At 66.8% G+C, this 12,562-nt stretch carries 9 protein-coding genes; 1 reads left to right on the plus strand and 8 read right to left on the minus strand.

Going from position 1 to position 12,562, the window contains the following annotated elements:
• On the minus strand, positions 1-393 hold the full coding sequence (locus OG456_RS08025) for a GtrA family protein (protein ID WP_266569116.1): 393 nt from the start codon (positions 391-393) through the stop codon (positions 1-3).
• 144 nt (positions 394-537) lie between these two features.
• On the opposite strand from OG456_RS08025, the gene OG456_RS08030 reads away from it, so the two are divergent.
• Positions 538-1,506 carry a glycosyltransferase family 2 protein gene (locus OG456_RS08030; RefSeq protein WP_266558637.1) on the plus strand — a complete coding sequence of 323 codons (969 nt, stop codon included), beginning with the start codon at positions 538-540 and terminating at the stop codon, positions 1,504-1,506.
• A 36-nt stretch (positions 1,507-1,542) separates the two neighbouring features.
• Here OG456_RS08030 and OG456_RS08035 read toward each other — a convergent pair whose 3' ends face one another.
• From OG456_RS08035 to OG456_RS08065, 7 genes are all read right to left on the minus strand, one after another.
• Complete coding sequence (locus OG456_RS08035; protein WP_266558639.1) at positions 1,543-2,166, minus strand: acyltransferase; 624 nt, start codon at positions 2,164-2,166, stop codon at positions 1,543-1,545.
• Positions 2,167-2,224: 58 nt separating this feature from the next.
• Entirely contained in the window at positions 2,225-2,674 is a 450-nt protein-coding gene (locus OG456_RS08040) for a hypothetical protein (protein ID WP_266558641.1), read from the minus strand.
• 48 nt (positions 2,675-2,722) lie between these two features.
• Positions 2,723-4,849 (minus strand): N,N-dimethylformamidase beta subunit family domain-containing protein, encoded by a 2,127-nt coding sequence (locus OG456_RS08045; RefSeq protein ID WP_266558643.1) that lies wholly within the window; start codon positions 4,847-4,849, stop codon positions 2,723-2,725.
• Positions 4,850-4,853: 4 nt separating this feature from the next.
• Complete coding sequence (locus OG456_RS08050) at positions 4,854-6,293, minus strand: hypothetical protein (RefSeq protein WP_266558645.1); 1,440 nt, start codon at positions 6,291-6,293, stop codon at positions 4,854-4,856.
• Between the two features lie 93 nt (positions 6,294-6,386).
• Positions 6,387-8,030 carry a hypothetical protein gene (locus tag OG456_RS08055; protein WP_266558647.1) on the minus strand — a complete coding sequence of 548 codons (1,644 nt, stop codon included), beginning with the start codon at positions 8,028-8,030 and terminating at the stop codon, positions 6,387-6,389.
• On the minus strand, positions 8,027-10,270 hold the full coding sequence (locus OG456_RS08060; RefSeq protein ID WP_266558649.1) for a bifunctional glycosyltransferase family 2 protein/CDP-glycerol:glycerophosphate glycerophosphotransferase: 2,244 nt from the start codon (positions 10,268-10,270) through the stop codon (positions 8,027-8,029). The genes OG456_RS08055 and OG456_RS08060 overlap by 4 nt, the downstream gene beginning before the upstream one ends.
• A 51-nt stretch (positions 10,271-10,321) precedes the next feature.
• Entirely contained in the window at positions 10,322-12,550 is a 2,229-nt protein-coding gene (locus OG456_RS08065; RefSeq protein WP_266558651.1) for a bifunctional glycosyltransferase family 2 protein/CDP-glycerol:glycerophosphate glycerophosphotransferase, read from the minus strand.
• Positions 12,551-12,562: the final 12 nt, after the last annotated feature.

Consider the following 12,562-nt stretch of genomic DNA (forward strand, 5'->3'; position numbering starts at 1 on the left):
TCACGGCATCCGGGTCGGCGCGGGCCTGCCCGGACTGCCGGGGCTTCGCGCACCCGGTGACCTGAAGACCCACCACCGGAACGCACCGTAGTTCACCACCGCATTGACGATGGTCGACGTCGTCTTCGCCGCTACGTACGACATGCCCAGGGCCGTCAGCCCGGTGACCGTCGCCACGGTTGCGCAGTAGTTGAGTCCGACGAGCACCAGGTATTTGGCGAAGGCCGGTCCGGCCACTGCGCCGCTGCGAAATACGAAAGCTCTATTGAGGCCGAAGTTGACCGCCAGTACGGTCACGAACGCCAGTGAGGTGGCCCCGGCCAACGGCATATGAAGTCCACCGTGCAGCAGGACCAGCGTCCCGACATCGATCGTGTAGCACAGCCCTCCCACAAGGAGGAACCTTGTCGTATCAGCCGAGGAAAAGCGGTGAACGGCGTCCCACAAATTCCGTACGATTTTTGGTACCTTCCTCCCTGCTCAAACCCATCGTCGCAGACGCATTCCAATTGAAGAACCGTGAGAGGTTTTTTCTCCGTGTATCAGAATATGAAAGTCGCGGTTGTGGTACCGGCGTACAACGAGGAAAAGTTGATCGCCCGGACGATCAACACCACGCCCGATTTCGTCGACCATATCGTGGTGATCGACGACGCCAGCAGTGACTCGACGGCCGTCGAGGCGATCGACGCCGGCGACCCGCGTGTGGTGCTCATCCGGCACGAGACCAATACCGGAGTCGGTGGCGCGGTCTGCGACGGGCACAAGGAAGCACTACGGCTGGGCTGTGACGTATCGGTGGTCATGGCGGGCGACGGGCAAATGGACCCGGCCTATCTTCCCGCTCTATTGGCTCCGATCTGTGACGGGACCGCCCTCTTCACGAAGGCGAACCGCTTCTACTCGCGCGACTCCTACCGCGGCATGCCGAAACACCGGATTCTCGGCAATATCATCCTCTCCTTCATGACCAAGCTGGCATCCGGGTACTGGCACCTGTTCGACCCCCAGAACGGATACACCGCGATCCACCGGGCAGCGCTGGAACGGTTGAACCTCGACCGCGTGGCCAAGGACTACTCATTCGAGAACGACCTTCTGATCAATCTGAACATCCTTCGGATCCCGGCCTGCGACGTCCCCATTCCCGCGGTCTACGGGAATGAGGTGTCAACCATGCGGATGCACAAGGTCATTCCGGCATTGATCGGCCAGCTGGCTCGCGGGTCCGGGCGACGCGTCCTCCTGAAGTACGTCGTCTTCTCTTTTTCGCCGATCGCTCTGCTGCTCCTGGCGGGATTGTTCCTGATCGCCTTCGGCAGCGCGGCGAGCACCTGGGTACTGATCCACACGCTCGGGCCCGCGAGCGCCAGCGCGGGGAGTGTCCTGCTGGCGACCATGCCGTTCCTCACCGGGATTCACTTTCTCATCGGCGCCCTCATGCTCGATATCCAGGAGAGCCCGGACCGCCGAGCCGCCACCGCCGGGATCGCAGGCTCCGGATGAAGCCCGCCGCGGCCTCGCCCCGTGGCGGACTTCGCGTCAGACCTCGGTGAGAACGCCGTCGTTCTCGGCGTGCAGCGCGCCGGTGCCCGGGCATTCCCACATCCCGGTCGAGTCGGGGACTTCACGGAGGCGTCGGCCCGCACGGCCCACCCAGCCGATGCGACGGGCCGGGACCCCGGCGACAAGGGCAAAGTCCGGCACGTCCCGTGTGACCACGGCGCCGGCGGCGACCATCGCCCAGCGGCCGACGCGGACCGGGGCCACGCAGACCGATCGCGCCCCGAGCGATGCGCCCTCGGCGACCGTGACCCTCACGGGCTCCCAGTCGTCACGTTGCTTGGGCCGCCCTTCGGGGTCGACCGAGCGCGGGTTGTGGTCGTTGGTCAGCACGACCGCGGGACCGACGAAGACGCCGTCGCCGAGCTCCGCCGGCTCGTAGACCAGGGCGTGGTTCTGAATCTTGACCCCGTTGCCGATCCGGACGCCGGGGCCGACATAGGCGCCCCGCCCCACCACGCAGTTGTCGCCCAGCACGGCCTGCTCACGGATCTGGGCGAGCTCCCACACGGCGGTGCCGGGGCCGAGCGCGACCGACTCGTCGATCTGGGCCCCGGCAGCGATCCTGACGGGAGCGAGCACCACTTCACTGTTCTGCTTCATGTGCTGTGGAACGACCCAACTGGTTTCTGGGTTCGGGGACTTGGCCCGTTCGTTCTTGCTACCAGCCGGACGGAATCTCGCCGCAGACAGGTCCGAGGGTGATGCACGCGGTCCCATCCTCTTCGCACACATGGAGCGTGAAACAGTGCTGGATGGCGCCATAGAAGTAACCGGTGGCGACCTCGCCTGCCTTCACCGTTTCCGTGACCTTGCCTGATTCGGGCCCCCCGGTCGTGTCCTCGTACCACAGGGAGTAGGTCATCGGCTGGGTGCCGCTATTTGTGATGACGTACTGGAGGCCGGTTACATCCTGGACTTCTCGTGCCGTGACGCAGACCTCCGCGCTGCCCAGCATTCCGCAGGTGCCGGCTGCCGGGCGTTTCTCTTTCGCGGTGGCCGGCGGTTCCTCCTGCCCGGGCTCCGCACCAGCAGTCGATGCGGGAAGGCCCAGCGAAATCATCGCGGCCGCGGCGCCCACCAGTACGGTGCGGCGCGAGGTCTCCTTCATGTCCTCTCCTCTCCCTGTCGGCGGGGCCTGATCTTGCGTGCCAAGACGCTAGGCCACCGCTTTCGCGAATACATTCAGCAGGATCTTCTGGACCGCGGGGTCGAACGGAATGCTGCCGGTGAAGGACAGAGAGCCGGCCGTGAACACCCAACCCTTGGGAGAAACGGGAGGCACATAGATCATTTCGGCGCCGCCCGTACTGTTGAGCCCTTCCGCGATAAGTACGGATCCGGGCACGGCGGCTTGCAGTCGGTCAACTTCCCAGCCGCTGGCGGCAATGTCGTAGGAGACTCCGCCAAAGCTGTCTCCCACACTCAGACCGGTTCCCGCCGTGAAAGGATTGTTCCCGGTGTCGCGCACCTCGTACGGGGCGAAGGACATATACGTCGGCGGGAAGTGCGATACGCCCAGAATTTGTGATTCTGACTGCCCGGAATCCGCGAAGACATCGCGCGATCCGTTGGCCCGCCGAAAAATGACCGCGTTACCGTCCGGCGTGTACTGCATCCGTTCGTAGATGCCGTTCCCACCCAGGTAGATGATGCGGCCTCCGTTGTTCTGGAAGGCCGCGATGTTGTCACGCGCGGTTTGGGTGAAATACTCGGGATGGGTGGTCAGCACCAGCGCCTTGTAATTCCCTCCCTGCGCGGGTGTCCGCAGCCAGCCGGCACCCGTCGCATGAAGGTCATTGTCCGCGTAGCAGTCGTACTGGATGCCCTGTGAGCTCATCCATCGAAACAGCAGCAGGTCACTGTAAAGCAGGTGGTCAATGATTCCGGGAGCCGTCAGATAGGAATTGTCCCAGGAAGTTCCCATATTGGGACGCTGCAGGGTGACGGTCCGCTGCGCACCGGATTGACCGGCCGTGTATTGGTTGTGTCCGCCCCAGAAATTGTAGGCGTTGTAAGTATTGGTCGGTACCAGGACGGCGATCTGCCGCTGCGGTGAGGAAGGCCGCACGACGAACATCACGTTGTGTTCTTTGCCCTGGGGCGATTTCAATTGCGACGCATATACGCCCGAAGGCCAGCTCGTCCCGGTCCCCACGGACACCGAGAAGGACGGATTCCAGCCGCACCCTGCGGCGTGATATCCGCTCTTCAGCAGCTGGAACTGTCCGGTCCGACTGGCGGGCGGGGTGACTGTGACGGGGGCACCGGAGGCAGGAGCGAGACGAACAGTGGACGAGGTGTACGAAGGAAACGTCGTGGACACGTGGATGTCGAGATTCGTGCCCTGTCGAGTGGATACAGACGTCGGATATCCCTGCAGCGCTGCTGAATTCTCGCGGGTGAAACCCGTGCCGACCACGGCGCCGGATCCGCCCGCCCATTGAACGCCGCTGGTATTGACGGTCTCGGAGTTGAGCAGGCGGTACCACTGGAGCTGGTTGTCGGGGCCCGGCGGGTTGGCGGTGTTCGTGTTGATCTTGTACACGGCACCGGAACCATTGGAGAAGAGCCCTCTCTCGAACGGCCCCAGAATGGTGGTGTCAACCGGCACGCCACCATTCGCCCAGTTGAAAGATCCGGTTGTACCGAGATAGCGGAACCAGCTGAGCGCACTGCCGTGCCGTGTTCCGAAAATAACGCCGTTCGGATCGGCGAACAGCTGGGTGTAGGGCTGCCATTGCGAGCCGATCTTGGCACCCGAATTCGGCGCCCAACTGAAGGAGCCGTTGGTACCGGTATATTTGTACCAACGAAGGTCTCCGTTGCCGTCCTGTGCATAGAAGACGTTGTTCCACCCACCGATGACGCGCGGGAAATTCCACTGGGTACCGATGCGACTGCCGCTTGCCGAGTGCCAGCTCCCGGCACCGGTGTTGAGGTCGGACAGAATGTATCGGTACCAGATAAGATCCCCGTTCGGCAGGAAGGCGAAGACCTGCCCGTCGGCGGCGGCCAGGACGAAACGGAATTTCTGCCATCCGGTGCCGATGAGTCGAGGGGAGCCAGAATTCGCCCAGGAGGCGGGGGTGCCCGTCGTCCAGTTGATATGCCGATACCAATACAGATTTCCGTCGGTCTGAATCGCGTACATAATTCCGTTGCCGCCGGGCACCAAGCTCAAGAACCGCTGTTGAGGGTCGTAGGTCATGTCTTTGGATGCCCTTTCAGATAAACCGCCGTGGGCATAGTCGTGCGCGATAGGTCCACGTGCAAGAATCGACACGATCTCATCGGGTCGAGGCCCGTAGGGCGGGGATCAGCGAGAGGCAGAGAACGCCGATGAACAGCGGCGCTGCCATATAGCGGAAGCACGGCGCGGGATTGGCCACGAGCACGGTGAGCTGCACGCCGAGGGTGACGCCCGTCAGGGCGAGCAAGGGGCGGCAGCGGCGGGCCCGGGTGAACAGGGCGACGAGCACGTACGTCGCGTAGCTCCAGGTGGCGCCACGCCAGAAGAGCCACTCGAGCTGGGGGACGCGGAAGGCGGAACGGCCGAAGGTGGCGGCGTGGTTGAGGGCCTGGGACAGCGGTCGGGCCTTGAGCACCGGCCGGTACGGGCTGTCCTGGATCTGGCGGAAACCCCACAGGTCGGCGGGGATCGAGGTGCCGTACGTCCATGTCCTGGCGCTCTTGTCCCGCGGTCCGGGGAAGACGGCCCAGGCGATGTGCGCTCGGCACAGCCGCGCGCCGAAGATCTGCTCGGGGGCCGTGCGCAGGACGCGCCACCACAACCGCACCAGCGGTTCGGTGAGCCGGTCGGCCACGGTCCGGTTCACCGAAGGGTTGTAGTAGAGAACGTCGGACACGTAGCAGTTGGTGCCGGCGCCGCGCCAGGTCGAGAGCGGCGCCACCCTGGCCATCAGCCGCAGGTCGGCCGGGGTGAACAGGCCGGGGGCCTGCGCGTAGGCCACCGCGAGGTCGGCGTAGTTCAGGTTGTAGACGAATGTCCTGCTCGGCCGCTCGACGCCGGCCGCCGGATAGACCACGAGCATGAGCAGCAGCGTCAGGGCCGTGGCGGAGGCGGCAAGCCCGGCGATCAGGCGCCGGGCTCCGGGCAGTGCCAGGAGCAGGGCCAGCGACGCGATCACGGACATCGGGAAGCCGTTGTTGCGGAAGAGGTCGACGCCCAGGAGCCCGGTGCACAGCAGCAAGAGCTCCGAGCCGTGCATGCGGCCGTTCCACGTGCCGTGCAAACGTCTGCCCAGCAGTTGCGCCGACACGGCGAAGAGCAGCACCGCGCAGATGGTGAACGGGACGTCCTTCCACACGAAGACGACGAAGGACCCGAGCGGTGGAGCGGCTGCGCAGAGCACCGCGACCGGTGCGCTCCACCGCCCCCGCACCCCCAGTGTCCGCAGGCTTGCGCACGTGAGGCCGAGCACGGCGGACATCGCGATCGTCTGCAGCAGCGTCAGCGCGGAGAGATCCCCCGTGATGTTGAGGGTCAGCCAGACCAGCGCGTTGTAGAGCACCGAGTGGTCCGAGCGCCAGTGGTCGGTGGTGACCTGCCACGTGTAGGCCACCGAGTCCACGCTCATCAGACCCGGGTAGAAGGCCGCCCACCACAGCAGGTAGCAGGCCTGGCACGAGAGGGAGACGGCCAGCGGCAACCGCAGTGCTTGAGGTACGCGCGACCAGAGGGCCGGGACCTTCGTGACCGTCTTCATCTCGGACCGGCCGGAACGGACTTGCTGTCGGGGGTAAACGGAGATCTCCTGGGCGTTCGGACAACGTTCGGTTTCAGCTGCTAAGCGTGCTTTTCACTGGGTGTACTCCACGTTCTTCGGTGAGGTGTCCGAGGCAGTGGAGGGCGTCGCTCTGGACGCCGGCGGCGGGACGACGGGACGTGCGGCACCGCGCAGCGCGGGAATGAGTGACAGGCAGAGCACGCCGATGAACATGGGGGCCGCCATGTAGCGGAAGCACGGCGAGGGGGTCGCGACGAATACGGTGAACTGAGTGCCGAAGGTGACGCCTGCCAGGGCGAACAGAGCGCGGCAGCCGCGGGCCCGGGTGAGCCGGGTGACGAGCACGTAGGTGGCGTAGCACCAGATCGCGCCGCGCCACAGGAGCCACTCCAGCTGCGGAACGCGGGAGGCGGCATACGCGAAGACGCCGACGTCACGGAGGGCTTGGGACGGGGGGTGCGGCTGAGACGCCTGGCGGTACGGGCTGGTCCTCATCTCCGGGTACCACTTGTAGAACGTCGGGTTCACCCAGTTGAGGGAGTTGTACGTCCTGCCGCCTTGATCCTGCGGACCGGGGAAGACGGCCCAGGCGATGTGCCCTCGGCAGATCCGTGCACCCATCACCTTTTGTGGGGCCTTGCGCAGGGTGCGCCACCACAACTGCACGAGTGGTTCGGTGAGCTGGTCGGTGACGTGCCTGTTCAGCTTCCGGTAGAGCGGGTCGGAGGCAAAGCAAGTGGCTCCGGTCGTACGCCAGTCCGAGAGCGGTGCCGCCCGCGACATCAGCCGCAGATCGTCCTGGGTGAACAAGCCCGGCGCCTGCGCGTAGGTCACCGCCAGGTCGGCGTAGTGGAGGTTGTAGACGAGCGTCCTGGGCGGCTTCTGGACGCCGACCGCCGAATAGACCACGAGCATCAGCGTCAATGTCACGGCAGTGGTGACCGTGACCAGTACGGCGATCAGGCGCCGGGCCCCGGGCAGCACCAGAAGGAGGCTCAGCCCGGCGATCACGGCAACGGGGAAGCCGTTGTTGCGGAAGAGGCTGATTCCGAGGAACGCGACACACAGCAGCAGGAGTTCGGAGCGTCGCAGACGGCCGTTCCAGCTCCCCCGCAGCCGCCTGCCCACCAGTCGTACCGTCACGGCGAAAGCCAGTACCGCACAGATCGTGAACGGCACGTCCTTCCCGACGTAGACGGTGAACACACCGAGCGGCGGAGCCGCCGCGCAGGCCAGCGCGGCCGGTGCGCTCCACCGTCCGCGTACGCCGAGTGTGCGCAGGCTCGCGCACGTGTAGCCGAGCACCGCGGACATCGCGATCGTCTGCAGCAGCGTCAGCGCCCCGAAGCCTCCAGTGGTGTTGAGGGACAGCCAGAGCAGGGAGTTGTAGAGGACCGAGTGATTGGAGATCCAGTGGTCGGTGGTGACCTGCCAGGTGTAGGCGAGTGCGTCGTAGTCGATCAGGCCCGGGTGGAACGCCATCCACCACAGCAGGTAACAGGCCTGGCAGGAGAGGAAGACGGCGAGCGGCAACCGCAGCGCCGACGGTACGTGCGACCACAGCTCCTGGGCCTTCACAGCCGCCGCTGAGGACCTGAGCCGGGAACGGGGCCGGGTGACTGACATGGCGGAGATCTCCTGGGCGTGCGGACCGGAGCGGCGAGCGAGAGGTGAGGAGAAGGGCGGGGCGGTGGCGGCGGCCGCGGCCGTGGTCATCGTGAGCCGTCCGGGAGAGCGGGATGCGCGCCGCCGCGGAGCCTTCGTGCGTCCTGCTGAGGAATGGAGGACGGGGGGTACTCACGGCCGAGCATGATCAGGGAGACCACCCGGGCGGCCGCGTGCCCGTCGTCGTACGCGCAGAACCGCCGGCGGAAGGCGGCGCGAAGAGCGGCGGAGCGCGCGTCCTGCCATGCCCCGGAGGCGAACAGATCCGTCAACTCGTCGGTGCTGGTGGAGACATGGCCCGGTGGTTCGGCCGGCAGATCGAAGTAGACGCCGCGGGCCGCCTGGTACGCCGCCCAGTCATCGCCATGGACGATGATCGGGCGATCCGTGTTGGCGTAGTCGAACATCAGGGACGAGTAGTCGGTGAGCAGGGCGTCGGAGACGAGCATCATGTCCTGTGCGGACGGCTCGTCGGTGACGTCGAGGAGCAGCCCGCGCCGCTGGAGGTCGCGCAGCTGCAGACCACGGATCTCGGCCTTGGCGTCCCTCGGGTGCAACCGGACGAGCAGCGTGACCGTCGGCCCCAGCTCCCGCACCAGGTGCTCGAAGTCGAGCCGCGGCACGTGCGACTTGCGGTGGCCGCGCCAGGTCGGGGCGTAGAGCACCACGGTGTTGCCGTCCGGGACACCGAGCCGCTTGCGCACGGCGACCGTCCGCAACGCGTCCCCCCTGACCAGCACGTCGTTGCGCGGGGCGCCGGTCGGAACTGAGGTGAACTGACAGGGATAGGCGCGGTCCCAGATCTGTTGCGCGTACGGACTGGAGACCAGGCTGAAGTCCCAGCGGTCGGCACGCCGGAGCGCCGCACGGACATCGACGTGATATCTCGCGGCCGGGCGGCCGAGCAGGTCGACGCCCATGTGGCCCAGTGGTGTCCCCTGGTGGGTGTGCACATGGATCTGCCCCGGGCGCTTCACCAGGCCGTGTGTCCAGTCGACGTCGTTGACGAAATACGTGGCGCGGCTCATCACTCGGTGGTAGCGCGTTGTGTCCGGGGCAACGTGGTCGATGCCTGCCGGCAGCCGCTCCACGTCGTCCGGCCGCACCACCCACACCGGGTGGATGTGCGGGGCCAGCATCCGGGCCGCGTCATGGATGGCCGCCGGATCGCCGAGCACACCGCGGTGCCAGGAGGCCGAGTACACGGCGAGATTCGGATCGAGCGGTCGCCGGCGCTGGGTCCGGGCGATGGTCCGCTTGATCGGCCGGGTGGTCCTCCCGCGCAGCTCGCCCTTCTTGCGGAGGGACGCCTTCCGCAGCCGCTCGGCCAGCACGCAGGCCTGGAACAGGGGGTACGGGCTGCCGGGGAGGAGGCGCCACTGGGTGCGGTAGGCGTCGTGCGGAGGGGTGAAACCGTCCGGCTTGTAGCGGCGATAGAACCTCACGGTCTCCCGGTAGAAGGCGGCCCGGTCCTCGGGCAGCACTCGCTCACCGAGCGGCAGCGTCGCCAGGAAGTGGTTGATCATCCGCTCGAAGAGGAGCGGCCTCGACCCGTTCAGCTCCGGGTGTTCGTCGAGAAACGCGAACAACCCCGCGTACTGCGCGAAGATGTCGAAATGCCTGCGTCCCGGGGTGCGTGTGATCGCGCCACGCCTGCGCTGCAGATACTGGACGCACACCCGGTCGAGGCAGGCGATGCGGCGGGCGCACATCAACGCCTGATAGGTGACCGGAGCGTCCTCGTAGAGACCCTCCCGGTAGGTGAATCCGTGGCCGGTGAAGAAGTCGCGACGGTAGGCCTTGTTCCAGGCGACCAGGAACAGATGCAGATACTGGGGACTGCTCACGATGTCGAATGTGTCCGTGCCCGCGGAGGCGAGCAGATCCGCCGTCATGCTCCTGCCACCACGGCCCCACCAGTGCGTGCGCACATGGTCGAAGACGAGAACGTCCGGGTCGTCGGTGACGGTGAGCCTCTCGTCGATGGCTCGCAGCGCTCCGGGTGTATAGCTGTCGTCGCTGTCGAGGAAGAGCAGATAGTCGCCGGTCGCGTAGCCGACCCCCGCGTTGCGCGCACGGCCGAGGCCGACGTTCTCCGGCAGGTGGACCGCGGTGACCCTGGCGTCGAGCGCCGCGTACTCGTCGATGATGCTGCCGCAGTTGTCGGGTGAGCAGTCGTCGACCGCGATGACCTCGATGTCGGTGCAGGACTGCGTCAGGATCGAGTCGAGGCACTCGCGCAAGTAGCCCTGAACCTTGTAGACGGGGACGATGACGCTGAAACGAGGCACGGGCTCTTCCACGGTCGTGACGGATGGGGGTGGGCGTGCGGTTCGGACGGGTCAGTGGTGCGGAACGCGGGCAGCAGCCGGGGCCGGAACGCGTTCGCCCAGCGGAACGATCGGCGGCAGGGCCTCGGCCGGCTCACCGAGCAGCACCCGGCGCACCACCCGCTCCGCGGCGAGCCCGTCGTCGAATTCGCAGAACCGCTCACGGAACGCACCACGCAGCCGGGCCGCGGCCTCGCCGTCGTACTCACCGCTGCGGAAGATCCGCGCCAGCTCGTCCTGGGTACGGGCCACCGGTCCCGGCGGCGCGGCGAGCAGGTCGAAGTAGACGCCCCGCGTCTCCCGGTAGACGTCCCAGTCGTCGGCGTACACGACGATCGGGCGGTCGAGGTTGGCGTAGTCGAACATGATCGACGAGTAGTCCGTGATCAGCGCGTCCGCGGCGAGGCACACCTCCTCGGGCGAACGGTGCTCCGTCACGTCGATCAACGCGCCGGAGCGCAGCATCCCTTCGAGACCCGCGGCCCCCTCGTAGGAGTGGTGGGCCCGCAGCAGCACCACGAACTGATCGCCGAGCGCCTCGCAGAACGCGGCGAGGTCCAGCTGGGGGAGGAAGTCCGTGCGGTAATCGCGGTGGGTCGGCGCGTACAGCACCGCGATCCGGTCCTCGGGGACGCCGAGGCGGCGCCGGATCGCGGCCACGTCCTCGGCCGTCGACCTGTAGAACGCGTCGTTGCGCGGATAGCCGATGTCCAGACTCTCGTACTCGCCCGGGTAGGCCCGCTCCCAGACCTCGGTGGAGTGGCGGTTCGAGGAGAGGTTGAAGTCCCAGCGGTCGACGCGCTGCAGGAGCTTGCCGAGCGAGCCGGCGGCGGCGGCCGCCGCAGGGAACTCCACCTGGTCCACGCCCATGCGCTTGAGCGGGGTGCCGTGCTGGGTCTGCACGTGGACGGTGCCGGGGCGCTTCCTGACCGACATCTCGAAGTTGACGTTGTTGAAGGTGTACTTGGCGGTGGCCATCACCTCCCAGTAGCGGGCGCTTCCGATCACCACGCACTCCACGTCGTCCGGCATCTGTCCCGCGTGGTCCTTCGTCGCCAGAAAGACCGTCTTGACATGCGGGGCCAGACGCCGCGCCGCCGCGTGGACAGCGGCGGGGTTGCAGGTGTAGCCGCGGCCCCAGTACGAGGAGAAGACAGCGAGGTTCTCGTCGACCGGCCTTCTGAGGAAGGCCCCGTACGGGTTGCTGCTCCGCTTCCGCAGTCTCCTGAGGAGCCGTCGGACCAGCCGCGCCACGCTGCCCAGGCGGTGCTTTGTGCCGCGCAACGCGCGGAATGCCGTGTACGAGCGGGAAGCCAGCAACGCGTGTTGCAGCCCTACGCTGCCTCCTGACGGGCGGTGGCCCGCGGGGCGGTGCCGACGGTAGAGCCGGGCGGCCTGCCGGAAGAACCGTCGCCGCAGCGCCGGGCTCGGCAGCTGCCCGGGGGACGCCGCGGTCTTGAGCACCCCGCACACCAACTGGTGGAAGACGCTGCCGAGCAGCGCCGTGTCCGGCTTGAGCTCCGCCGCCCGGCGCATCACCAGGTCGAACTGGTCGAGCAGATCCATGTGGTGGGGGCCGGGGATCGTGTTCCGGCTGCCTTGGCGGCGCAGCAGATGGCGGACGCAGATCCGGTCGAGCAGCGCGATCCTCTCGGCTCGCAGCGCGGCCAGTACGCTCCACACCATGTCGGTGAACATCCCTGGCACGAAGGCCAGTTCGTGCCGGGACACGAAGTCGCGCCGATAGGCCGCGCTCCATGCGGGCACCAGCACATCGGGCAACGCGGGGTGCTGCTCCACCGTGAAGGTCCCGGCCGGGGCGTCCTGCCACAGCCGCTCGAGGGTCGCCCCTCTGCCGCCGTCGAACCAGTGCACCCGCTCATGGTCGAAGAGCAGCAGATCGGGCTCTTCGGATTCGGTGAGCCGGGCGTCGAGGACTCCCAGAGCGTCGGCCACCAGCGTGTCGTCGCCGTCGAGGAAGAGCAGGAAATCGCCCTCGGCGCAGGCGATTCCCGCATTGCGTGCGCCCGGCAGGCCGTCGCCCGGTGGCGAGTGCAGCACCTTGATCCGCGGATCCCGGGCCGCATGTGCGGCCACGATCGAGGCACACAGCCCTTCCGGGGCGGTGACGACGGCGATCAGCTCGAAGTCGGCGAAGGCCTGGCCGAGCACCGAATCAAGACAGTCGGGCAGCCGGCCCGGCACGTCGTGGGCAGGAACAACAACACTGAAGCGGGGCAACGCATCCTCCTT

Origin of the sequence: Streptomyces sp. NBC_01446 (assembly GCF_026340095.1) — a bacterium.
In the GTDB taxonomy this organism is placed as follows: Bacteria; Actinomycetota; Actinomycetes; order Streptomycetales; family Streptomycetaceae; genus Streptomyces; species Streptomyces aureus.